At 35.7% G+C, this 24,111-nt stretch carries 20 protein-coding genes; 6 read left to right on the forward strand and 14 right to left on the reverse strand.

Annotated elements, in window-relative coordinates; all coding sequences use genetic code 11:
- Nucleotides 1–137: 137 nt before the first annotated feature.
- The 3 genes from EA772_RS07430 (at nt 138) to EA772_RS07440 (ending at nt 3,475) form a co-directional block, all read left to right on the forward strand.
- Nucleotides 138–791 carry a response regulator transcription factor gene (locus EA772_RS07430; RefSeq protein ID WP_124912211.1) on the forward strand — a complete coding sequence of 218 codons (654 nt, stop codon included), beginning with the start codon at nt 138–140 and terminating at the stop codon, nt 789–791.
- Between the two features lie 78 nt (nt 792–869).
- Complete coding sequence (locus EA772_RS07435; RefSeq protein ID WP_124912213.1) at nt 870–2,345, forward strand: exopolysaccharide biosynthesis polyprenyl glycosylphosphotransferase; 1,476 nt, start codon at nt 870–872, stop codon at nt 2,343–2,345.
- Nucleotides 2,346–2,740: 395 nt separating this feature from the next.
- Nucleotides 2,741–3,475, forward strand: a complete 735-nt coding sequence (locus tag EA772_RS07440; protein ID WP_124912215.1) for a WecB/TagA/CpsF family glycosyltransferase — start codon at nt 2,741–2,743, stop codon at nt 3,473–3,475.
- A 38-nt stretch (nt 3,476–3,513) separates the two neighbouring features.
- Here the strand turns inward: EA772_RS07440 and EA772_RS07445 are convergent, their stop codons facing one another.
- The 8 genes from EA772_RS07445 to EA772_RS07480 form a co-directional block, all read right to left on the reverse strand.
- Entirely contained in the window at nt 3,514–4,677 is a 1,164-nt protein-coding gene (locus tag EA772_RS07445) for a glycosyltransferase (RefSeq protein WP_124912217.1), read from the reverse strand.
- A complete protein-coding gene (locus tag EA772_RS07450; protein WP_371683168.1) occupies nt 4,677–5,681 on the reverse strand; it encodes a glycosyltransferase in 1,005 nt (334 codons plus the stop codon). The genes EA772_RS07445 and EA772_RS07450 overlap by 1 nt, the downstream gene beginning before the upstream one ends.
- Nucleotides 5,682–5,705: 24 nt before the next feature.
- Entirely contained in the window at nt 5,706–6,749 is a 1,044-nt protein-coding gene (locus tag EA772_RS07455) for a hypothetical protein (RefSeq protein ID WP_124912221.1), read from the reverse strand.
- 8 nt (nt 6,750–6,757) lie between these two features.
- Nucleotides 6,758–7,930 carry an O-antigen ligase gene (locus EA772_RS07460; RefSeq protein WP_246834067.1) on the reverse strand — a complete coding sequence of 391 codons (1,173 nt, stop codon included), beginning with the start codon at nt 7,928–7,930 and terminating at the stop codon, nt 6,758–6,760.
- Nucleotides 7,931–8,073: 143 nt separating this feature from the next.
- Nucleotides 8,074–8,835: a glycosyltransferase family 2 protein gene (locus EA772_RS07465; RefSeq protein WP_124912223.1), complete on the reverse strand. Its 762-nt coding sequence runs from the start codon at nt 8,833–8,835 to the stop codon at nt 8,074–8,076.
- 4 nt (nt 8,836–8,839) lie between these two features.
- Complete coding sequence (locus EA772_RS07470; protein WP_124912225.1) at nt 8,840–10,387, reverse strand: lipopolysaccharide biosynthesis protein; 1,548 nt, start codon at nt 10,385–10,387, stop codon at nt 8,840–8,842.
- 7 nt (nt 10,388–10,394) lie between these two features.
- The gene (locus EA772_RS07475; RefSeq protein WP_124912227.1) at nt 10,395–12,710 is read right to left on the reverse strand and encodes a tyrosine-protein kinase; all 2,316 of its coding nucleotides are present in this window, start codon (nt 12,708–12,710) and stop codon (nt 10,395–10,397) included.
- Between the two features lie 2 nt (nt 12,711–12,712).
- Nucleotides 12,713–13,516: a polysaccharide biosynthesis/export family protein gene (locus EA772_RS07480; protein WP_124912229.1), complete on the reverse strand. Its 804-nt coding sequence runs from the start codon at nt 13,514–13,516 to the stop codon at nt 12,713–12,715.
- A gap of 269 nt (nt 13,517–13,785) precedes the next feature.
- On the opposite strand from EA772_RS07480, the gene EA772_RS07485 reads away from it, so the two are divergent.
- Both EA772_RS07485 and EA772_RS07490 read left to right on the forward strand, forming a co-directional pair.
- The gene (locus EA772_RS07485; protein ID WP_168187496.1) at nt 13,786–15,285 is read left to right on the forward strand and encodes a right-handed parallel beta-helix repeat-containing protein; all 1,500 of its coding nucleotides are present in this window, start codon (nt 13,786–13,788) and stop codon (nt 15,283–15,285) included.
- A 122-nt stretch (nt 15,286–15,407) separates the two neighbouring features.
- Nucleotides 15,408–15,860, forward strand: a complete 453-nt coding sequence (locus tag EA772_RS07490; RefSeq protein WP_010599386.1) for an OmpA family protein — start codon at nt 15,408–15,410, stop codon at nt 15,858–15,860.
- Nucleotides 15,861–16,016: 156 nt separating this feature from the next.
- Here the strand turns inward: EA772_RS07490 and EA772_RS07495 are convergent, their stop codons facing one another.
- The 6 genes from EA772_RS07495 to EA772_RS07520 all read right to left on the reverse strand — a co-directional run bounded on the left by EA772_RS07495 (nt 16,017) and on the right by EA772_RS07520 (nt 22,591).
- Entirely contained in the window at nt 16,017–16,910 is an 894-nt protein-coding gene (locus EA772_RS07495) for a beta-1,6-N-acetylglucosaminyltransferase (protein WP_168187497.1), read from the reverse strand.
- A 313-nt stretch (nt 16,911–17,223) separates the two neighbouring features.
- Nucleotides 17,224–18,567: an NAD(P)H-dependent oxidoreductase gene (locus EA772_RS07500; RefSeq protein ID WP_124912235.1), complete on the reverse strand. Its 1,344-nt coding sequence runs from the start codon at nt 18,565–18,567 to the stop codon at nt 17,224–17,226.
- Nucleotides 18,568–18,587: 20 nt separating this feature from the next.
- The gene (rfbC, locus tag EA772_RS07505; protein WP_010599389.1) at nt 18,588–19,142 is read right to left on the reverse strand and encodes a dTDP-4-dehydrorhamnose 3,5-epimerase; all 555 of its coding nucleotides are present in this window, start codon (nt 19,140–19,142) and stop codon (nt 18,588–18,590) included.
- A 13-nt stretch (nt 19,143–19,155) separates the two neighbouring features.
- Nucleotides 19,156–20,238, reverse strand: a complete 1,083-nt coding sequence (locus EA772_RS07510) for an NAD(P)-dependent oxidoreductase (protein WP_124912237.1) — start codon at nt 20,236–20,238, stop codon at nt 19,156–19,158.
- Nucleotides 20,239–20,264: 26 nt separating this feature from the next.
- A complete protein-coding gene (rfbF, locus tag EA772_RS07515) occupies nt 20,265–21,080 on the reverse strand; it encodes a glucose-1-phosphate cytidylyltransferase (RefSeq protein WP_124912239.1) in 816 nt (271 codons plus the stop codon).
- A gap of 446 nt (nt 21,081–21,526) precedes the next feature.
- Entirely contained in the window at nt 21,527–22,591 is a 1,065-nt protein-coding gene (locus tag EA772_RS07520; RefSeq protein WP_124912241.1) for a glycosyltransferase, read from the reverse strand.
- 767 nt (nt 22,592–23,358) lie between these two features.
- Between EA772_RS07520 and EA772_RS07525 the strand changes: the two genes are divergently transcribed.
- Nucleotides 23,359–24,108 (forward strand): polysaccharide biosynthesis/export family protein, encoded by a 750-nt coding sequence (locus EA772_RS07525; RefSeq protein ID WP_124912243.1) that lies wholly within the window; start codon nt 23,359–23,361, stop codon nt 24,106–24,108.
- The last annotated feature ends 3 nt before the right edge of the window (nt 24,109–24,111 follow it).

Genomic DNA, 24,111 nt, shown 5'->3' on the forward strand with positions numbered 1-24,111 from the left:
GGGCAGTCCCGGAGTCCTAAGATAAAGTTGTCTCTATTATTCGTTTACGTTGGCCAAGTTGAATATTTAGCCTATTAATTAACGCTAACATATAATAGAGTTTAGTTGTTTATTAATTACTCCCTATTAATGTTTTTATGATTTCAGTTTCCATTGTTGAAGATCACGAACAATATCGTAATCTTCTAGTTAAAGTTATTAAAGTAAATCCTTTATTTACGCTGAAGGGTGTTTATGCTTCCGCTGAGGAAGCGCTTCAAAAAATGCACTTGGACAAGCCAGACATAGCACTTGTTGATATCAAGTTGCATAAGCTATCCGGAATTGATTTTGTAAGGCAATCAAAGCCTTATCTAGCTTTCACTCAGTTCCTGATGTGTACAAGTTACCAAAATGATGAAAATGTTTTTAATGCACTTAAATCAGGTGCATCAGGTTATATCCTGAAAGGCTCAAGTTTGGAAGAAATTCATGCCGCTATTATTGATCTCTCTGAGGGTGGAGCGCCAATGAGTCCATACATCGCAAAAAGAGTTATTGGTTTACTTAGCGGAAAACAACATGAGAAGCAAGGTAAACTGGGCCTAACCGAGCGTGAGCTTGAAGTATTATCTTTATTGAGTAAAGGCTTGCTGTATAAAGAAATCTCTGATCAACTCGCTATTAGCCCAAACACAGTAAAAAATCATTGCAAAAATATCTATAAGCGGTTGCACGTTCAGAATAAAGTTGAAGCGCTCAACAAGTTCAACCATTATAACATGAATACTTCGGTTTATACTTTTACCTAATACATTACGTATAGTGGTCTCTATTTAGGTTGTAGTCCTTTGGGGCTATTGATTGTCAGGCATAAAATCTGTCAATTTATGTTCCGTTCCAAAGTTACCTTAAAATTATTTTTAAGGTTCAATACACATTATACAGGTCCAGATATTATGAAAAGTCGTCATGTTTTTATACTAATTTCTTTATTGGTTATAATAGATGCTTTGGCAATTAACAGTTCCTTTGCATTCTTTTATTTTTCAGGATTTTTAAAACAAACTGATATAGGTGGGGCTGCACAATTCTTAGTGATCATTAACCTGTCATGGTTGACGGGGGCAATAGTAAACAGCACTTATACTTTCAAAAATGTTCAAAAACAGCAGCTGCTCTACCGAAAAGTTTTTCTCACTTTTTTAATGCAGGTTATGCTACTTTCAGTAGTAGTTAATCACCTAACGCCTACAGTGTACATCACATGGCGAATACTTTTGATTTTTGGAGTGGAGATTTTTGTACTTGTAGCAATACGTTTAGCCACCCATATTTTCGAAAGGTATTATGTAAAGATGAATCTTTTCAAAAAAAACATTGCCATCATTGGTCAAAATGATTTAGGAAGCCGACTTGAAAAGTTCTTTTTAACCAACCCTTTGACCGTAAACTTTACAGGGTCATATCATTACCAACGTGACCAATTTGCAAATAGCGCATTCGATGAAGCATCATCACGCGATTCGATAAAATATGCGATTGTTAATCATTTGGATGAAGTGTACATTACTGAGTTTCCGGAACAGGATAGTGCTCTGGACGAAATTGTTGAATTAGCAGATCAGCATTGCGTTCGTGTAAGATTCGTTACTTCTTTTATGAACTACCAAAGGGAGCAAATATCCCTGAGGATGTCAAATTACAAATTGAAAAATTACTACGATGGAATACCTATACTAATAAACAGAAAAGAGCCATTAAGCAGGCTAAGAAATAGAATTGTTAAAAGATGCTTTGATATAGTTTTCAGCTTGGCAGTAATATTGTTTATTCTTTCCTGGTTATTTCCAGTACTGATGATTTTGATTTTAATTGAATCCAGGGGAAATCCAATCTTTAAACAACTGCGTTCGGGACGAGATAATGAGCCTTTTTATTGTTTTAAATTTAGAAGCATGCGGGTTAATTTGAACAGTGATATTAAACAGGCAGAACGTAACGACCCAAGAGTTACGAAAATTGGGGCTTTTATGAGAAAAACCAGTATTGATGAGCTACCACAGTTTTTTAATGTTTTGTTTGGCGATATGAGTGTGGTAGGGCCCCGGCCTCATATGCTCAAACATACTGAAGAATATCGGCAGGTTGTAGATAAATATATGGTGAGGCAGTTTTTAAAACCCGGAATTACGGGGCAAGCGCAGGTGAACGGCTTCAGAGGCGAAACAAAAGAACACGCTCAAATGATAGGACGTGTTAAACATGACATTTCATATATGGAAAACTGGACCTTAATTAAAGATGTACAAATTATCATCAAAACTGTAACAAATGCACTTGGTGGAGAAGAAAATGCATTTTAATCATTGCATGGCAACAGAATATCAAAATAGTATATGTCTTTCTGCAAATTGCTTTGGATATTTTTCCCTGAAGATTTCTGCTTCCTTAAATGATTGATGTTTGATGAAGTAGTACAATTTATTTAGAAGTATAAACTTGACATTTGTTGAGAATTGTACACAAAATTTTTTAACATGAAGTGATTTATCTAATGAATTTCCCAAATTAATTATGGCTTTTTAAGTTACAGCCAGTTGATTTTGATATGGGATTTCTCGATTTTAATAATACATAAATGTTAAATTATAATTATAATAAGATAATGAGTGGGTTAGGGAAAACCATTGGGTCAATAAAAACGTAAATACAATATATGAGTTGTGTAGAGAAATTTATATATTATTGATCTTAAATTATGGGTAATTATTTTAGTCAATCTCGTAAAGGCATGAATTACAATTTGTATACCGGAACGTTGAATGAGTTATCGCTTGAATCGAAAACAGTCATTAATACTATAAATCAATATTCTTACTGCGTGGCAAACGAAGATAAAGAGTTCCGGAATGCCCTTGTGGAATCTGATATATTATTACCTGATGGAGAGGGTGTTGTACTTGCAGAGCGAATTCTTAGCGGCAGAAAAATCAATAAAATTTCTGGGGCTGATCTTCATCAGCATATTTTAACTTCTTTAAATCATAAAAATGGTCGGTGCTTTTACTTAGGTGCTATAAATGAAACACTTGAAAAAATAAAGGCTCGTATTCAACATGAATATCCAAATGTAGTTGTAGGGTATTATTCGCCGCCATTTAAGAGTGTTTTTAATGAAGAAGACAATAATAAAATGATTGCTGCCATAAATGATTTTGGTGCTGATGCTTTGTTTATTGGATTAACAGCACCCAAACAAGAAAAGTGGTCGTGGCAATTTAAATCTCAAATAGATGCGAAGGTGATATGTGCGATTGGTGCTGTATTCGATTTTTACTCACAAACCGTTAAACGTCCGAGCGATTTTTTTATTCGTTATAAGTTAGAATGGCTGGGCCGTTTGCTAAGTAACCCCAGAAAGATGTGGAGAAGGTATCTTTATTATGGCCCCATTTATGTTTACCACATATTTAAGCTTAAATTTGCCGCTTAGTACTACTACGACTGTTCGATAATAAAAAGCTATTTAGCTTAAGTATTTTTGCTGGCCAGCGTATCAGAATAGATATGAATCAGTTGTTTCAGATTAACTTCAGGAGCATAATATTGATGATAGGAAAATAGTGCCCCTGCTGCTAAGTTTTGTTTAGCCTGGCTATCCATGTTTTCAAACTCATATAGCTTTCTTTGTAGTTCAAGCACATTCCCCGGAGAAAAGGTAAGGCCGTTTACTTGATCTTTAACAATTGATGGAATGTTACCAAGATCTGCGGCAATTACTGGTTTTGCCAAAGAGAACGCTTCAATCATTACCATTCCAAAGGTTTCATACCATTCTGAAGGGAAAATAAGTGCCTTGGACCCAACAAGCATTTCCTCAATTTCAGTTTTTGAAAGATGATCGAGGTATTCAACATTAACAAAATGTGTTCCAGCTTCCGAAACAAAATCTCTTAAGGGGCCTGTTCCTGCAATTTTTAACACTTCCGGGCAATGTTCAAATGCCTTCAACAGCGTTTTAATACCTTTTTCTTCACTTAGACGACCGATGAACAGATAGTATTCTCCTGCGCTATTCGCCGCTGCGGATTTTTTTTGGTTGGTAAAATTTGGCTTCAGAAATGTTTTGGTACTTGCATGTATTAAACCACTCTGCTCAAAAATTTTTTCGCTATGCTCACCTAAAAAGATCATGGCGTTTACCAACCTCCAGGTACCTATTTTTCGATGCAAATAATTCGAAATAGCCAGCCAGAAGGTTATAACTTTCGATTGCTGGTATACACCCTCCCGAACAGCAGACCATGGAAAGGATTCATTCAATGATTTCAAAAATAATTTATTCTTAAAAAACAGGCTTCCAGAAGGACACAATAGGCGGTAGTTGTGAATAGTCATGACGATGGGTACCTGCATTTTTTTTGCTGCATATAATACAGATGGAGTTGCGGCATAATGGAGATTGTGAACGTGAACAATATCAGGCTTAAAAGACTTAATTTTTTTAAGCATCTTAAGATAAGAATATGGGTTAAATGGCATAAGCAATACCTTTAACAATGTAGCTGATGCGTTACTGAAATCAATAAGTTCTACTTCGTGGCCATCGTTTTGGAGCAGTGCCATTTCATTTTGAACAACAGCATCTTCCCCTCCATGCTGTTTGTAATAGGTATGGACGATTAATATCCTCATTAGTCTGCCTTTCGTATATTATTGGTGAACTTAAGGAAATCATTCTTCAATTTGCGGATAACCAAAGTAGAGAAATCATAAGGGCTTTTGATCTGTGCCTGAAGTTTCGGGCTAATAATGTTTGGAGGGCAAAATTTAAAATCACGATTGCTGCCGTCATCAATCGGGGTAATCAGGTAATTGACTCCGGAAGTATTTGTCGATTCTTCATCAAATCCAATGTTAGATACTTTAGATAATGTTGGATAAATTACTTTTAATCGGTTTTCCGCTACATGTGTTTGCATCTGGATGTCCCAAGTTGAAATTTTGCCAGATATTTGTTTACGAAGCATCCGTATCAGATCGGCCCCCTCGGCATTGAGGCGCTTTTTGAATCCCGGGGAGGTATTCATTAGTAATTCGAGTGCCTGGTTATCCCAGATCACATCTGGAAAACGGTTGGCCCATCCGCCCCATCCGTAAGAACAGAACCGTTTATATACAATGCTATCGTAATGATATTCACCTTTTTTAATGGGGAAAACATAGGCGGTTACACAAAATACAGTGTGATCATTTTTATAAAATTCTAATGCATCAGTTAGATATTTAATATAATTTGGGCTAACAATGAGGTCATCTTCTACAATAATAAAGCGCTCATAGTTTTCACTTAAAAAAGTTAGTCCGGTTCTGAAGTTTGGGCCGGTACTGTAATTATATTCTCTATAATGCTTAATGACCGATTTAAAGCCTTTTAGTTGATCTATATAATCTCTTACTTCTTTAATCGATTTCTGACCTGATGCATCTTTTGCCCCATCACTGAAAAAGATAATATCCAAATTGGCACACTCCGGATTTTTGAGTAAGGCTTCAATACACCTTTTAAGTTTTGATACTCTGTTGTAGCAAAATACGCCAATGACTAAAGAATTTTCCATTTTGTAAAGTTTATGTTCAATGAAACCCTGATAAATTTTATTCTGCTCTTTCCAACAGAGAAGGCAGACCTGACCTATAGAATTAGATCATGGCTATTACAATCAGGCGCAGATCATTTTTTTTAATTTTTTCTTTGCAGCCCTATAATAACTTACCGCATAATATTTAGTAAATTTTGAAATAGTGAGTTTGGGGATACCTAATGTGCTCCTTAACATGGTGGTAAATTGTGCCTCAGAGAGACTTAAACCATAATTATTTTGGTTTAAAATCAGCAACTTGTACAAATCAGCCAATCCGAATGTTTTTTCAGATGGGAGATGCCAAATGGCAACTCCCGTGTCCTGCTCTCCCACATTCCGATAAAATACTGGATTGGTCCAGAATCGTTTCAGAAGGTCTTTACGTGGGCTGGCCATAAAGTTATTTTTATAGTAAATGTAGCTTAGTGTTTGTGCTTCCTCATTAAACTTTGGTAATCCAGCCTCATGTCTTCGTAGCAGTTCCGGCCATAAAGCCTTAAAATCATTAAATATGGTATTGATGTTTTTAACATTGGCCAGAAAAAATTCGCCGTAGTGATAACCCGGGATTTCGTCGACTTTTTTATCTGATAGTTCCTGGTAAAGTTCTTTCATGTCTTTCCTGCTCAAACCATGAATAACCAGATCAGTGCTGCAATCGTCTTCAAAAGAAATAAAGCCATTTGGGGATGCAATTTCAAAAAGCTCATCAATATTTTTTGAAAAAACGCAATCTGAATCTAATATTAAATACTGATCATTAGGGTTAATATTGTTTTTGGTAATGTATTCAAGTATGGAAAACTCAAAAAACTGGTTTTGAAACATATTAAAATATCCCTTAGGCGTTTTATAGTTAAATTCGGTATAAATGATTTCAACACCTAGCTCCTGCAATGACGCCCTGATTTCTTTTCCATCTATTACAGGAAAAACATGAGTATTGCTAAAAAGAATATGTTTTTGAGTTTTGTTAAATCGTTTGCTTGTAGCAAAAAACAGGAGTATACAACGCCAGTAAATATTTTGATGTTTTAAACCGGATGATTTTTCGCCTGTTTGGGGATAGATGCTTTCTTCTCCAATGGCATCGACACAAATCCAAGTACATATAAAATTCATATTTTTCTTTAATTATGATTAATTAATTCGATTGTTTTTTGATCTGGTTTTGGTGTTATATTAATTTGAATATTTTGAGCATTTTTTGTTTGTAAAGAAAGTTCCGTTCTTTCAAGATAGTACAGGCAAATGCCAACAACTCCCCAAAAAATTAATGGTAGCACATAGCTGAATGAGAAAATTAAACCAGCAAGCGTAAAAGCAATTAAGATCCCCGACTTTTCATCAAGGTTGCGAAAGAACGCTTTAAACCCCAAGTAAAGTAGATAAAAGTACTTTAAGATTAAACCTAAAAAACCATGGTAGAATAACATCTCCATAAAACCTTCATGAAAGTGTTGTCCCGTTTTCTCTGGCCACCAGTCTACTAAAGGATTTTTCATTTCAAAGCCTTCGAATGTCCATCCAAAAAATGGACGTTCTAAAACCATTGGGAAATACACCCTTCTTTGATCTGCCCTGAATTTCCCGGTTCCATCTTCCCGGGTAGGATCCAGTATTTCACTAAATCTTTCACCAAAGAACGTTAACATATCCGGAAACAATTGGGATACCACAAAAGCTAGCAACAGAATTGCTAAAGCTGCAGAGAAAAATATTTTCAGGGTTTTTGATAAAGAGATAATTCGATTTCTTACCACAATAAAAAAATAAATTCCAAGCGAGAAAAGACTGCTTGCCCAAACAGATCTATGCTGGTGAATAACGATGACAATGACGCAAAAAAGAAACCATAAAAGTGCGCTTGTAGCTCTTTCTTTTAAATATCTGTTCAAGAACCACAATAATGGCAAAATCATCATAAAGATACTACGGGCATGAATAATGCGGCTATCACCGGAAAATGGGCCGTAATCATCCATTTCTACACTATTTAAGCTAAAAGAAAAACCACGTCCGTAAATGATCATGAAAATCACGTAAACCGCCAGATAGAATTTTGCCAGGAATTCAAGTATATCAAGGTCGTATGAACGGCATAAAGCCCGTACAAACACAATGAATATTGCAGGGAACAATATCGTATATAGCGTTAATTGTTGAAATATAGTGCCATAATCGAGCAAAGATTCAAATACTAATCTAACAACGAAAAAGCTTATGACGCCCAAATAGATTTGCTCACTTTTTCTGAGTTTATGAAAACTGACCAAAAGAAGCGCATAAATTAGTAAACTCATTATTTTTTCGTACAGCAAAATGATTACTGAATTAGGTAAAACCAACCACGAAAAAATATTTTCCATCAGAAAAAAAGAAAAAAACAGCAAAAAAAGTTCTTTTACTTCAAATTCATAGTTAAATATCCTTATTACGTAACCCATTAAAATGCACTTTTTATCTTTCGAATTACTTTAGGAATGATATGGGTCATTTGAAGCATATTAAGTACCTGATTAAGCATAACCGTTTTTACATGGTGTCTCTCGTCAATCCACTTGATAGGCCTTTCGCCTTTTAAGTACATGCTTTGAAAGATATCTTCTTTTTCGGGAATAATTTGCCTGTAAATATCTGCTTTTTTATCTACCAGCTCTTTGTTAATATAGCCAAGATGCTTTAGCCTGAAATTAGTATTGTATTTTAGCCCTTTAATTCCTTTCACATTTGGTGAATCGATAATAAGATTTTGAAAATACCCGCTAGGGTTTTCACGCCACATAATCCTATCATGCCCTGCCGAATAATTTAGACGATATAATGATCCTGCAAAATGCTCACGATCCATGAAATGAAAGCGACGGAACGCGAATTTTGTGAAGACTTTACTGTTCATCAACTCATCAAAATGTGCCCTGGTAAGTTCGGGTTCGAATATTTCATCAATATCGATCCAAAGGCACCAATCAGGTTTTCTTAACCTTACCCTTTGATATAAAAGGTTTTTATCACGTCCTTCATTGTATCCTTCTGTTTGAATGATATCTACAACTTTAGGATGGGATTTTAACTTCTCATATGTACCATCAGTTGAACCGTTGTCCAATACCACAATTTCATCCGCGATTTTTTCAAAGCATGCCAGCCATTCTTCTGCGAAAAACATGCCGTCCTTTACCCGTAACATGACTACAAATTTTGCCATTCTCTTAAGTTTTAATTGTAATTTTCTCTCTTGAAACTTTTTTAGTTATTCTTATTGGAAATAGGTTCCATAATTGTTCACGCATTTCTGAATCTTTGATGAGCACTAATGCCAGATAAAAAAATGTAAAACCAAGGCCATTAACCAACAGGCTGATCAACTTCATTTCTGCCGGAATGAAGAGCATGGTTAATTCATTAATTAACCACCCGGCTACTATGGAAACCGGAATAATTACAGCCCAATTTTTTAAAATCTTCGCAATCAAATGCTTGCTCAAATATCCGAGTTTGTTTAGCCGATAAGAAAAGAAGGTAAAATCAACCATTATACTTACCATAAGCATTACGGCTATTAAACCAATAATGCCATAAAATTTACCAGCGAAATAGAATAGGATGCCAGAAATTATGCCTTTACAAATATTAATATAGCTATTCATCTTAATGTCTCCTAAGGCGTAACCCATGTTGGCCATAAAATAACCGATTTGGGCAAAGAAAAAATTTCCGATTAATAAAAAGATAATTTTATCTCCGATGTACTTGTCGTGTCCTGTCCATAAGGTAATTAGCGTATGATAATTGATGCAGAATACCAATCCGATAAATATTGCAGCATAATAATAATATTTAAACTGGGTGCTGATCAATGATTTTATTTGTGTATCGTCTCCTTTACCTTTAGCATGCGAGATAAGGGGCATGAGGGCAACCGAATGTCTTCCAATTAACGTTTGCGACATTTGTATTGGCCTTTTATTGATTTCAAAAAGCGTTATCATTGTTGGCGCAACAAACCGAGCCAGCACAATCATATCTAAAGAGGCAGAAAATCCGCCTATAATGCGTGAAATTGATGTAAATGAAAATATCTTTACAAATTTTTTGAGATGGCTAACGTCAAAGTCTATAAAAAGCTGAAGCTTGTTTAATATAATTTTTAAAGCTGTGTAATTATAGATGTTGATATATAGTGCCCTCAGCATGTTTGCAATCGCTATTGAAATCACACCATAGCCCAGGAATAAAAATAGGATATTTGTAGCCAGGAAAACAATGTTGCCGGAGATTGATGCGATTGCAACGTGAACAGGGTTTTGAAGTCCTTGGTTAATCCCCGAAAGGCTGAAAGACAGTAATGATAAGCCTGTAGCAATTATTGATACCATTAATGCTACTTGTAAACCGTCATATTTCGATACATCTTTATTTATGATCGTGCCAATTAACAAGTAAAATACAATACCTGCAATTATGGAAAGTGCAAAAATAGCGGAAGAAGTTAATATGCCTGATCCAATAGTCTTATTTACTTCTCCATGCATGTTTTGCCCGTAAAGCTGGGCTATTTTTTGCTGGAGAACATCACCTACACCCGGATCGGCAAGCGTCATCCATGCCAGTATGTTGCCAGTAGCCAGCCAAAGTCCAAGGGTTCCACTATCTATTTTATGTAGATATAGTGGCAATAAAATGAATGCATTGATGATATTCGTTATTACGTAACCATACTGAAAGATGAAATTCCACTTTAGTATTTTCTTGTTCATTTAATCGTTATTCTATTAATTTCTGATCATAACTTCCGCCATAAACCATTCCCGTTCCATAGCCATAACCATAGTTGTTTTTACCGTAACCACGTTGAGATACTGCATTAAATACAATTGCTGGATTTGGCAGGTTATTTAATTTAATATTATCGTCAATACGTTCAATGAAGACTTTTGGTGTATATGCATGACGTATCACAAAAAGGGTGGCATCACACATTGGGGCAATAGAGTACGCATCAGAAACAGGGCCAATAGGAGGAACATCAATAATAAGATAATCAAACTGCTCCGCCAGGTTTGAGAACAGTTCTTCTACCTTCCCATTTAAAATCAATTCTGCAGGGTCAACCGGTAGTTTTCCTGTAAGAAAAAGGGAAAGATTTTCATTGACAATTGAATTGCTGAAAATATCTTCCATTGATGCCTTACCTTGTAAATATTCTGAAATTCCAGTACGCTGTTTAACGCCAAATTTATGGTGAAGTGATGGGTTATTCAAGTCGAAATCCAATAAGGCAACTCTTTTGCCTGTCATGGCCAAGGATACAGCTAAGTTAGATGCTACAAAGCTTTTACCTTCCCCTGAAATAGCAGACGTAATCATTAATCTTTTGTTTTGCTTGCCCATACCAATATAGTGCAAGGTAGTTCTAAGGCTCCTGAACTGTTCAGCAATTAAAGTGCGTTGGTTACTGCCAATAACAATTTGCTTTGCAGATGAATTGGTACTAATCTCTGCAATAACCGGTAGTTTTGTTAATGATTGTATTTCATGCTGGAACATCACATTTCGTCTCATTTTGTCTTTTGCAGTCACAAAAGCAATTCCTAATATACCCGCCCCAAAGATGGCTGCAAGGTAGATCATTTTTCTCTTCGGGCTTACCGGAAACTGTGATGATTCTGCCTGGCTAACAATTTGGCTGTCAGAGCCATTGGCGATATAGGATAGTGCTGTTTCTTCTTTTTTCTGAAGCAGAAAAGTATAAATGCCACTTTTAATCTGTTGTTGCCTTTGGATATCTACTAAATTGCGCTCCGTTTCCGGCATGGATTGTAAGGCTGAAGAATACGTGCTTGTGGTACCTGAAAGATTATTTCTGCTGGCAGAAAGACTATTCCGCTGATTACGGAGGTTTTGTAGGATTTGAGGTTTAATTTTATTAATTTGATCATTATACGCTACCATTGCAGGATTATTTTCGCCTGTTGTTTTTCTTAAACTTTCCGCATTTAACTGTAGCTCGTAGATGTCCTTGACCATTTGAGTAAGTCCCGGATCATTTATACCTGCCGTTGAAGGAACAATTCCACCAGTGAGATCTCTCGAACGGACATAATTTTCTACCTGATCGAGTACAGATAATTGCATGTTGATTTCGCCAATTTTTTGATCGTTTATACTTACATTTTCCAAGTATAACTTACCTTGTGTACCTACATCGATTGCTCCGTTATTGGATTTATATTTTTGCAATTTATTTTCAATATCAAGCAATTCCTTTTCAACGGTCATTAACCGACTATTGATAAAATTTTGCGTGTTCGCCGCAAGAAGATTGTATTGATCAATGGCGTGTTTGTTGTAAACCAACAATACCCCATTCAAAATATCCTCGGCACGTTTAGGGTTTTCATCTAAAATTGATACCACCAAAATTGTAGAAAGTTTGTTGGCCTCTGCCACTTTTAGTCCGCCAGCTATTTTAGATGCAACTTTAGATGGCGAGGTCAGTGTAAAAGCAAACTTGGATTGATCAGATGGTCTGGCATTAATATTTTTACGAAACATTAAAGTTCCATATGGCAGCTGATGCCACTTATCGAAGGCATATGTTTTATGATCTATCAGGATCCCTGAATGGGAGTAAGTAAATTCAATTTTTGATTTGGTCGGTTTAATTCCTTTGGGATCAAGCGCTGCTATTTTTACCGGAGCATCTTCGTACATTATTCTACTTGCAAGAAAACTATTTTGGTATACGCTGGCATATAGCGATAAATCGGCCACCACCTGATTAATGATTGGGCTAGATACGATTACTTCCCTTTCATTGTCAACACTTTTCTTTTTAGAAAGGGTTGATGACATTGGATCTTGAATACTAGTTTCTTCTGCGCCCTTTCTTTCATTAATGAGAATTTTCGCTTCAGCACTGAACAGTTGTGGTGTGACTTGAAGATATACCCAGGCGCTTGCTAACGACACCACCAGCAATAATAAAAACAAGGGCCAGTACGGAAGTAACCTAAATATGAAATGCCCTCCAGCATCTTTATTGCCTGAAGTTTCATCTGTTTTTCTAATAATGTTCATAATTATCTTGCTATACGATCAATAATAATTGCTCCAAATGATAGAGCACTTAATAAAATAGGGATAAGAGTAGAGCTGCGGGTAGAACTGGAAACTTTTGCTTTGTTCGCTTCCACATAAACAATATCATTTGATTTAAGATAATAATAGTCAGAGCTAAAAATTTCGCTAGAATTAAGATTTATTCTTTTAATTTTTTTGATACCATCTTCTTCTCTTACTATCATTACATTATCTTTCCTTCCATAAATGGTAATGTCTCCAGCTTGCCCAAGGGCTTCAAGAAGCGAAATTTTTTCATTTGGAACATTCACTACAGATGGTCTGGCTACTTCTCCTAAAACAGATACTTTGAAGTTTAGTTGGCGGACTATTACGATAGGATCTACAAGTAGTTTTTTATCTACTAATTCCTTTGTAATTTTTTCGCGAATCTCATTTGTAGAGAGGCCACTGATTTTCATCTGGCCTAAAATTGGAAACTGGATATTCCCATCATTATTTACTAAATATCCAGGAGATTGAAGTGTTGCTCCGTTTACGCCTGAAGTACTTACAAAGGAATTGTTTGGTTTGTTAAAAACCTCTGTAGCAGCAGGGTTAAGACTGGTTACAGCAATGCTGAGAATATCATTTGGTTGTACTAAGTTTTTTGATGACAGATTGCTTGCTTTTAGCACTGCATCCTGTTGATCAATAAAATAAACTGTTTTTTTTGAGCTTGCGCATGAACTCAAGTATAAGGTCACAAATAATAGTAATATCCTAAATAAGATATTACTAACTCCGAAAATTTTTCCTGTCATTTTACTAAATTTTTAATTAATAATTTGTTTAAAATCAAATACTTAGAAAAAAGTCGTAACTTTAATCTAGGGATTTAACAAATTAAATGACGGGACATGTATAATGGTATACGTTCTTTTTACTGAGTTAGTTTTCCCACGCAAAAATATATCGTTCCATTTCTCAATTTGCGCTTAAACAAATTGTTCATAAAGTTAATAAAAATATGTCCCGGATTTTTATAATTTTTTGGTTCGGCTTGTGCCTATTCAATTGCACAAAACCAGAATTGCATCCTCAAGAGACCTTAAAAATAGGTTCTAACACGCTAGAGGATAGATTTCAGTCTTATGGTCTCAATGGCGATGGTCTAGGCGATGATACAAAAGGGCTACAGAAATTAGTCAATGATTCAGCAGTGATTTATCTGAAGGCAGGCATTTATCTGATTTCCGAAACCATCATATTACCTTCAAGAGTACAGCTTATTGGTCAGGAAGGCACCATTATTATTGCCAGCCGGGCCATGCGGAATACGCTTCTTTATAATGGCCGCTTTTTCTCTGCTTCATCAAGTGATCATGTTCTGATCAAAAATGTGCAGTTCAAAAGTGAAAGTCTTGATTTTAAATTCAGTAAGTGGAACAACGCATGCATATTTATCTTAAATAGTAAAGATGTTGTGGTAGAGAATTGTTTCTTTAATTTTAAATTACCATATTCCGTTATTGGAATGGAAGCTGTCTGGGTAAGTGGTGGTCAGTCAAAACGAAACATTATCCGAAAAAACAATATCTATTCTTTGGGTATTAAATATGCGGAAAATGGTGCAGATTCTACCATTGTGGAACAAAACATCATTAATCATTCTTATTCAAATGCAATAACCGGTAATGGTAATAATAGTGAAGACGAAATTCTAGGTGCTCAAATTACGAATAATTTAATTTCAGAAGCTGGAAGAATGGGAATTGAAGACTGGGGCAATACCGTAGGAACGATCATTGATGGAAACCAATTGGCCGGCACAGGAATAGATGTTGCTCAGGCACTTGAAGGAATTGGAATTTCTGCTGTTGGAGTCACTACTGTGGTTAAGAATAATGAAGTTACGGATAGCAGAGTTTATGCCATCGAAGTCAGAGGAAATTATGGTGTTGAAGTTTCGAATAATGTTTTACGCAATAATCCTTTGGCTACAGGAATCATCTTAAATTTCACCTTTGATGCGCCTAAAATAAACTTAGCCGCCGCTAACGTGGATAAAAATTTAATTGAAAATTGTGAGAAAGGTATTCATATTTTTGGTGATTACCAAGGCAAGGTTTCTATTGACAACAATAAATTTCATGATATTATTTCAAAGGCCATTTCCCTAGAATCCGGAGCCCTATATTACGAAATCCGAATCTCCTTTAACCAGTTTATCTTCGATAAGAAGACCGCTATTGACCGATTCGCATTTTTTAGTTATACAAAATACAAATCAGGAGAAGCTAAACAAATGGTCTGGACTTCTGATAATCGTATTGAATATGGAGCGGGTACAGCTAATGGAACTGGAATGGACTTCGGATTTATTATTCGGACAGATAATACTACAATTAACAAGTTATTTGTAAAGGGAAACAATAATCGGAATGTTGCAGATAGGAAGATCTTAGCCATAAGTGATCTGGGTGGTAGGCCCGATCGCTGTATTATCACAAATAATGAAATTTATGGTGCTATAACGGAATTGAGTGGTTTTACAAATCTTATTCAATATAACAATACTGTTAAAGAATAGTAGAAATATTCGATATTGTTTACACATTTTGTTATTAGGTTTACAACATCACAACTGTTAGTGCTAAATGAAACTTTATCATTATCAAATAGTTAGATTTATCTACAATAAATTCAATTATTATGAAAAAGAAATTCTTTGGTACTCTGATTATGCTGTTTTTATTTGTCAGCGTTAATGCAGATGGAGACATTAGCAAAGCTAAAAACAAAAACAAATATGACGCTAAAACATTAGCCGAATTAACTAGAAATCTGGAATATGATTTTGATAAGCCTGCAGTAAGATCTGCCTATTTCAAAAAGCTTGATGATTTAGCAAGTGCGGTAAAGAGTGAAAACTATGTTGTTTCTTTGAGAGGACATGCTGACGGCATTGGTGCCTATAAATACAACTGGGTGCTTTCTGACAAACGTGCTTTAAGTGTTAAAGATTATCTAGTAAGTAAAGGTGTTAAATCTGATCGTATTGTTACCACGCCCTTTGGGAGTACAGTACCAATAGCGTCCAATAAAACGGAATCTGGAAGACAAAAAAACAGAAGGGTTGAAATTTCACTTAAAAAAGTTTCATAGGCTTTTTTATATGATGTATGCTTTAAATCCACTAGAGTAATTGTTTAGGTTTGAAAAGCCTATATTGCCTTAGTGGATTTTTAAAACCATTCTGATTTAAGCTATTGGACTAAGTTGATATGTACTGTCAATTGCAGAAATTGCTTTTAAACTGATTTACAATAACCATATCTCAGGATCAATAGATGACTTTCTTAAAAGATCACTATCAATTTTGTCAAGAATTAAACTATCAATCGTATCATCAAATTTTCTGGCAAATAAATGTTTTGAGACTGCTATTTTTTCAAAATCGGCAATGCTGAATAGTTTCGGATGAGCACTTTCAGGTGTTTCCCAAATCATAAAATGCTGGTTAGCATTGCTTATCCTGGAATGAAGTGTTTCATTTTTTGAATTGCCAATAATCATATGTATAAATACTTCATCGGCAACAAAAGTATCTTTGTGAAATTTTAAATACTCCGGGTGGTTTTCATGAAAGTTTAAAATATATTTTGCGGCCTCCATATCCAAAACCATCCAGGCTGAACCGGCGTAGCCAATCATTTGCAATGGCTTTTTTCTTCTAAAAACTTTAACATAGCTGGCCATTAAATTGAGTGCTCTTGATGATATTCTCTCGTGCCACCTATCACCGAAATAGTATTTATCTATTCTATAAAGTCCTCCGCGATCTGCTCCTGGCCACCGTTCAAAGTCTGGAAGAGGGGTAAAATCAATATATATCGAACTTGGTGATTCAGATAATACTTTATTAATCGTCTTATTACTTTTGATGGGATAATCTTGTCCGCTCAGCACAATAATTCTATCAAATACAAAATCATGTGTTTGGGTTTTTTTTAATCCGGCTAAAAGTGGCATTACAATTCCATATCTACCCCAACGAGCATTGTAGCGCTGTAGATAAGTTAAGTTATCAAGGTTGTTGAGTTCTTCAAAAGTGCTTAGGTCAGCTTTACTATCGATGTGAATAAAAAAGTGTGATGATCCATCGTTTAATCTTGTGACTAATCTGAACAGCTGTCTTGGGTTTTTGTGGGCCATTATTAAGTAGGCTTTCGTCATAAAGGAGTATCAGCTATGATGTAATTAGATTCGGAATTTGTCTATTAATTTTGTCTCAATTTTAACTAATAATACTCGGTTTGCAGTAATTACATTTTCCAGAACAATTCTTGTTACTGCTGTAAGCCTTTTAGTATTACTTTATTCACACCCCCGTTATTTGGCTATCTATCAACACCGATTTTTCTAAATCTATGGTCGTGTTAATTGAAATAATGTGCTTTAATAAGGATAAGCTGCGTTCGTTACTCGTCTTCAGCTTATCCATCACTATTATACCTGTTTTTAAAAATTAGATTGAATTCACAACTACGTCTGTCTGTATTGCACTCATTTTTGCGGCAATATTAAAAAACTCCACTTGTTCTTTTCGCAACTGATCAATCAATCGACCTTCTGGAAGAATAACATCATCGTACGTTAATACCTGGTCTTTGGTTATATTGCGTTTTAGGATACAGTTTTCTGCAATTCCTATTGGCAGTAAATTTTCCATCTGGGTAATATCGGCATTCTCACAGAGGCCATATGTCATAAATTCACCAATGCCGTCTAATATCTCGCCCGCTTTTAAATCAATTTTGGCTGTTGCTACCACTTCCACGTATGGTTTATCTAATGGCGTTAATGCTGCATCGTTAAACAGTACTGCTCTCGCTACAGTTTGCGGAACTTCAAAATGGCAAAGATGGTACGGAGTGTAAAAGAGATAGAGCGGACCTTCTCCCAGTTTGTAGAGGTTCAGATAATGCTGCTGAATAGGATCGTCATGCGTTCCCAGAACGAAAACTCCTGGAGAAGGCTCAGCACCAACAATGTAATCAACAACACCTGGGCCATTTGTAAGTTCTTCAAGAGGATATTTTTCTAAAACATCTTTAAGAGGTGTTCCGGAAGGTACGGTGGGCCCAATCATGCCTCGTTTAGCAACACGCATACCTGTACCATTAGCTACAATTGCCTGTTCAAATGAAATCTTACTTCCATCTGCAAAAGAAGTTACCATTACTGGATTTTGACCCCATTTTTCGGCAAAGCCTTTTTGGGTTTCAGGGTTACGATATGGATCGTGTAATCCCTTTATGTTTCCGATTAATACTGGTTTAACACCAAGGGTTTTAACAAATCGAAATAAATTCATCATCACTCCTGGTTGATCTCCATCTGCATTTGTTACAATGACTCCTGCCTTGTCTGCATATACTTTTAAAATTGGGCCAACTGTGCCATCCAATTCAGCGTCCATTAAAATAATATGTTTTTTATTTTCTATAGCGCACATGGCTACTTTTGCAGCATATTCAACGGCTCCGGTAACCTCAATTATTGCATCTATTCCAGCTGCTTTACAAAGTAAGGTAGGGTCTGTAGTTACACTGTATAATCCGTTCAGGATATTTTTATCCAGTTGCGCTGTAGATACTACCTCTTGGCTTTCTTCAATTCCTGCTTGATTGTATGCAAACTTTGCCTTATCCAGGTTACGGTTTGCTATGGCAACTAATTCCATGCCTGGTACATATTTGCATATTTGCAACGCTATACCCTTACCCATGAAGCCAGCTCCTACTAAGCCAACTTTAATGGATTTATTTTGAGCCGCTAGCTTTGCCAGGGCATTATCAACAATGATCATATTGAGTTATTTAGATTTGATTATCCATTTTTGGTTTCATTTATACCTTCACTCATCAGTGCGTGGGATTGGTCTTTGGCCGATATCACTTGCGGTTCAATTGGCCAATGAATGTCAAAAGCCGAGTCATCCCAACGAAAACACTGCTCGAATCCCGGTGTATAAAACTGAGTTACTTGATAAGTCACATCAGTATGATCTTCCAAAGTTATAAAGCCATGTGCAAACCCTTCAGGTACATAGAGCATTCGATAGTTGTCGGCAGTAAGATCAACTCCAATCCATTGTTTATAAGTTTCAGAGTTTTCACGCATATCAACAATTACATCATAGATAGCGCCACGCGTACATCTTACTAATTTTGTTTCTTCGAAGGGTGCTTTTTGCATATGCAATCCCCTCAGCGTACCCTTCTTAATGTTGTAGCTGATGTTAGTTTGTACTGCATTGGTATTAAGGTTGAATGCTTTGAATTCGTCGCTACAATATGATCTTGAAAAAAAGCCTCTATCATCCTGCATCGGGCTTATATCGATAATATAGGCTCCTTTTAATTTAGTTTCGGTAAAGTTCATTATGAGATTACTATTAATTAATTGATTCAGTTTCTTCAACCTGAGCGAACTTAAAGGTCCATTCTAAGTCTTCATTGAGGAGATTTTTTTCCTGCAGGGCATTGAGAATCCTCAATCGCATGAATGGAGAATTATGGAAGTTAATGTTGTCAAATTCCATCCCAATCAAGCCATTGTAAAGTTCTTTTATAGTGTCGTTAAGATTGCAAACTGGCTGAGCATCTGGAGCAAGCGATTCGAATAATGAAAAGTCTACCTTGTAAGATCGTTCATCAGGAGTAGCATTTTCATTGAGATCAATTTTTACACCTGGAATAGCTAACGATACTGCTTTTGCTAAGTCAATTACTTGATAATTCCAACGACTACTTCCAGCATTAATGGCCAAAAACTGGTTGTCGGCTGATGCTTTCCTGGAAATAGCCCAATTGATTGCTCTTGCCATATCTTTGATATGAATTAAAGGCCTCCAAGGGCTTCCATCACTTAGTATTTTAATTTTTCCACTACTTACTGCGCCGGCCACAAAATCATTTAAAACTAGATCGAGGCGAAGGCGGGTACTCATACCACATGCAGTGGCAAATCTCAAACAGGTTATAGTAAAGTATTCGTTGGCAAGCTCTTCAAGGTCGCGTTCGGCGTAAACTTTTGATTTAGCATAAGCCGTTAGTGGATTGAGCCGAGATTGTTCGGTTTTTGCTTCACCATCGGCTTTTCCATACATGCTGCAGCTTGAAGCAAATACAAAAGACTTTGCTCCTGCTTTTTTTGCCAATTGTGCAATATTGATCGCAGCTTTATAATTGATATCATAGGTTACCTGCTCATAACGATTGCCCATAGCATCATTCGAAATAGCGGCCAGATAAATCACTTTATCTACACCATTAAGAACTTCCGGGTCAAAAAATCTTACATCTCCAAATATTTGCTGATTGAGTTGGTTTTCCGGAAGAAATGGACTGTGTGTGAGTGAAGAAGCAAAATAACCCATGTCATAGCCAATCAGTGTAGCTTGGGGATGGTTTCTACGAAGATTTGCGGTAACTTCCGGGCCTATGTAGCCCATGTTTCCTGTGATTAGTATTTTCATCAACGAATGTGATTTATTAAGAGCGATTAAAAGATAATTTTGTTAATTGCGATATTGTGCATCAACGATTCCCAATGCCACGGCGCATTTCCCTGTTGCCAAAGATCTTCTAAATAGGTCTTATCTCTTAGGGTATCCATTGGTTGCCAAAAGCCCGTATGTTTATATGCGTTCAATTGACCATCTTTAGCCAGATTTTCCATTGCTTCTTTCTCCCATACCGAATTATCATCTTCGATATAATTGAATACTTCAGGCTCGAGAATAAAAAAACCACCATTTATCCAGGGCATTTCAGAGCCATCAGGTTTTTCTTGAAATGAATGTACTGTATTTTCGCCTTCACCAAGATTAAAAACACCAAATCGGCCTGGTTGCTGAACGGCAGTTAAGGTTGCATGTTTTCCGCTTGCCTGGTGAGCGGCAATGGATTTTGTAATGTCCACATCGCTTAAACCATCACCGTATGTCATACAAAATGTTTCATTATCAAGATACTTTTCTACTCTTTTTAATCTTCCCCCCGTCATGGAGTTATGACCAGTATTTACCAGTGTAACGTTCCAAGGCTCGGTTTCATTCTTATGAATTTCCATGGAATTTGCTTTCATATTGAAAGTTACATCAGAATTGTTTAAACAATAATTGGCAAAATATTCTTTGATTACATGTCCCTTATAACCACAGCAAACAACAAAATCATTAATTCCGTGGCATGAGTAGATTTTCATAATGTGCCACAGAATTGGTTTACCACCAATCTCAACCATAGGCTTTGGCCTAATGCCACTTTCTTCGCTGATTCGGGTTCCTAACCCACCAGCCATAATAACTGCTTTCATAAATTTATTTTTCTTAATTCTTAGTTAATCGCTCTCACGCTAAACTTACCAAATGGGCAAACAGTGCAGCAATGCTTATTTTCAAATTGTTATGCTGCGCTGAGAAATCGGCTTATTATATTATTAGTTAGAACCACCTTTTTTAACAGATAATAAGAAAGGATAAATGAGTGATACTGACTGGCTTCGTGAACATTAGAGCGCAGCACTAAATTATCCTATATCTGAGGGTAGGACAATAGCCCTTTTAGACTATCTCATCAAGATTGATAAATGTTCAGCGGTAAATACACCTATTCTGCCAATCTACGATGAGGGATTTTTAGGCACATCAAAGCAATTTGCTGTAGGCTTTTATAGCAAAAGGAAGGATTATATTATTAACCGTTAGACTTTGTTTCTAAAACTTAAGTAATATGTTACGCTAGGAGTTCGTAATATTTAAATTAAATATTTCTTTTGGCCACATCATTTAGGCATTTGGCAACTGTATAAGATAATATGTCTGAGTTGCATTTCTCATCAATAAATTTTCGTGCCTTTTTCCCCATTTCATGGCAAATTTCCGGATTTTGTGAAATGAAATCAACGGCTTTTTTCCATGCGTTTGAGTTGCCATAGGGAACTTTGATACCTATGCCTTCTTTCTCTACATCAATTGGGAAATAAGGGTTGTCGGAAGTAATTACTGCTTTTCCTAAGGCCATGGCTTCTAATAAAGAGGTAAGCCCAACGGTATAATTATGTTCATGGCAGGAAATTACGGCACACTTGCTTTTATATACTTCCTGAGATAAAAATCGGTTAAGGTTGGGTGTATTTTCGATTATATAAACCTCTACATTTTTATACTTATCTCCATAATCCAGTAAAAGTTTTTCGTTGTTCATTTTGCCATGTTGCTTGGTTGTATAAATTCTAAGCATACTATTTTCTAAACCTGCAAAACCCTGAATTAACGTAGGAAAATCTCTGTTTTCTCTGCCAGTAGAGCAGAAGTAATGACTGTTGTTATCAATATTGGTTTCAGCAATAATTCGGTCGAAATATTTTGTATCAGGACCCCAATGCATCTGTACCAACTTATTTTTTGAGGTACTTTTATGAGACAGTGTTTTTTGAATGTGGAGTTCGCTGAACATAATAAATTTATCAAATCCGCTATAATAGAATTTAAGAAACAAACTTTTGATCGGATTAGTGGAAGCTTTTAAGGCTCGATGTTGCCAGACTACAATAGGCTTGTTGAATAAGCATAATGCCCTAAGGAACACTAGTAATTCCAGTCCATGTGGCGTAGATCCGTAAATGATATCATATGATTCATCTAAGAATAGTATTCTAAAAGCAAGTTTAATAGCAAGAAATATGCGATTTCCTATAGTGGCATCTTCAATGAAGGATACATTAATATCGAATTTTTCAAGATCCAGTACTCCATAAAAAAAGTGTCGAGGTACTGCGGCAGCATCTGTACGTTTCAGAAAACGATGGTAGAATAGCACATTCATAGTTTAAACTTAACTTTCAACATTAGTCGTATTATCATTCAATTATCAATTTCTAATTGATACTCATTTAAAGGAAATCTCTTTAATTCTACTTAAAATGATAGTACAATTAATTAAGATTCCTGCTCTCATAGATCGCCGCTATAAGTCTTTCTAATTATTCTTGATGAAGTTGTGCCAGCTAAATACTTGTATGTAAAACAATCTTAAATCATAGCTTAATCCATATTAATTTGTAAAACTTACAGGTCATAGATAATGATACCCTAGAAGCCCGGAAAAATAGATCGATCGTAGTTTTAAAGGATAGGGGAATTAAATCAATGGAGCTGCGTTCTTAACATTAAAATTAGATAAGACAAATATATGTTAAAACCCGACGCTGCAAAAATATATTTTCTTCTTTCTCCTGTATGAGAACGAATTGAAATTTTTAGCTGTGAAGAATTATAATCATCCAAATTTACAATATTTTCATCACCTAGTCGGAAATCGAATTCTGATAATCATTATTTAAACGTTAATAAAAGCAATTAGAATGGTGTTTTATTAACTTCTTAAAGTTTTTATTGTCAGCCTTTCAATCATACTAATATTAAAATAAAATTGGCATATGGTGTTAAGTTTGTATTATATATAATACATTTTAACTGTTGAATATTAGGCATAGCCCTATGGGGCTATTGCTTTAAAATAGGGAATACAGCATTTTCGTATCGTTAATTTAAACCCTCAGTGTCATTACCTGTATTTATCTCAAAACCACAATGAATAAGAATTATTATTTTTTGATTGCCAGTTTATTAATATTGAACTCGTGTGGTTCATATAAGAATATCCCGTATTATCAAGACCTCGATCGTAGTAAGCCGATAATCGAAGATGTTAAAAACTTTTCTCCTTTAACCATCAGGCCTACAGATATTTTAGCCATCAAGGTAAGTAGTAGAACACCAGAATCTTCCTCGATATTTAGTTATGAGCCTAACAATCAGCAAAATGCAATTCCTGGTTATCAGGTTGATACTAAAGGGAATGTTCACTTACCTGTAATTGGTAGCGTAAAGGTTGAGGGATTGACCACTACTGAACTTCAGGAAAAGTTAAATGTGATGCTTTTGAAATACTATAATGACCCTGTTGTTAATGTGAGAATACTCAATTTTAAAGTAAGTGTATATGGAGATGTAGAGCGTCCGAATGTATATAGTTTGCAAAACGAACGCACAACAATTACCCAAGCATTAAGTATGGCCGGCGATTTAAATATTACAGCCATGCGTAAAACGGTTATTTTGGTTAGAGAAGAAGACGGTAAACGACAGTTTATTCCTATTGACCTCACCTCAAAGAAAATATTTGAATCGCCATATTACTACGTTCGCAATAATGATGAAATATATGTGCAGCCAGATCGTACTAAATACGCCACAGTAGATCGTGGCTATAGAACTGCGACACTAGTATTATCTGGCCTATCAATTATAGCTATTGTTCTCTCAAATATTTATAGATAAACC

The organism is Pedobacter sp. G11 (assembly GCF_003860265.1).
GTDB lineage: Bacteria > Bacteroidota > Bacteroidia > Sphingobacteriales > Sphingobacteriaceae > Pedobacter > Pedobacter agri.

Excerpts from the sequence above, each read along its gene's own strand:
- EA772_RS07430 (WP_124912211.1), top strand. The coding sequence starts at position 138 with ATGATTTCAGTTTCCATTGTTGAAGATCACGAACAATATCGTAATCTT.
- EA772_RS07435 (WP_124912213.1), top strand. The coding sequence starts at position 870 with ATGTTCCGTTCCAAAGTTACCTTAAAATTATTTTTAAGGTTCAATACA.
- EA772_RS07440 (WP_124912215.1), top strand. The coding sequence starts at position 2,741 with ATGGGTAATTATTTTAGTCAATCTCGTAAAGGCATGAATTACAATTTG.
- EA772_RS07445 (WP_124912217.1), bottom strand. The coding sequence starts at position 4,677 with ATGAGGATATTAATCGTCCATACCTATTACAAACAGCATGGAGGGGAA.
- EA772_RS07455 (WP_124912221.1), bottom strand. The coding sequence starts at position 6,749 with ATGAATTTTATATGTACTTGGATTTGTGTCGATGCCATTGGAGAAGAA.
- EA772_RS07460 (WP_246834067.1), bottom strand. The coding sequence starts at position 7,930 with ATGAGTTTACTAATTTATGCGCTTCTTTTGGTCAGTTTTCATAAACTC.
- EA772_RS07465 (WP_124912223.1), bottom strand. The coding sequence starts at position 8,835 with ATGGCAAAATTTGTAGTCATGTTACGGGTAAAGGACGGCATGTTTTTC.
- EA772_RS07470 (WP_124912225.1), bottom strand. The coding sequence starts at position 10,387 with ATGAACAAGAAAATACTAAAGTGGAATTTCATCTTTCAGTATGGTTAC.
- EA772_RS07475 (WP_124912227.1), bottom strand. The coding sequence starts at position 12,710 with ATGAACATTATTAGAAAAACAGATGAAACTTCAGGCAATAAAGATGCT.
- EA772_RS07480 (WP_124912229.1), bottom strand. The coding sequence starts at position 13,516 with ATGACAGGAAAAATTTTCGGAGTTAGTAATATCTTATTTAGGATATTA.
- EA772_RS07490 (WP_010599386.1), top strand. The coding sequence starts at position 15,408 with ATGAAAAAGAAATTCTTTGGTACTCTGATTATGCTGTTTTTATTTGTC.
- EA772_RS07495 (WP_168187497.1), bottom strand. The coding sequence starts at position 16,910 with ATGGCCCACAAAAACCCAAGACAGCTGTTCAGATTAGTCACAAGATTA.
- EA772_RS07500 (WP_124912235.1), bottom strand. The coding sequence starts at position 18,567 with ATGATCATTGTTGATAATGCCCTGGCAAAGCTAGCGGCTCAAAATAAA.
- rfbC (WP_010599389.1), bottom strand. The coding sequence starts at position 19,142 with ATGAACTTTACCGAAACTAAATTAAAAGGAGCCTATATTATCGATATA.
- EA772_RS07510 (WP_124912237.1), bottom strand. The coding sequence starts at position 20,238 with ATGAAAATACTAATCACAGGAAACATGGGCTACATAGGCCCGGAAGTT.
- rfbF (WP_124912239.1), bottom strand. The coding sequence starts at position 21,080 with ATGAAAGCAGTTATTATGGCTGGTGGGTTAGGAACCCGAATCAGCGAA.
- EA772_RS07520 (WP_124912241.1), bottom strand. The coding sequence starts at position 22,591 with ATGAATGTGCTATTCTACCATCGTTTTCTGAAACGTACAGATGCTGCC.
- EA772_RS07525 (WP_124912243.1), top strand. The coding sequence starts at position 23,359 with ATGAATAAGAATTATTATTTTTTGATTGCCAGTTTATTAATATTGAAC.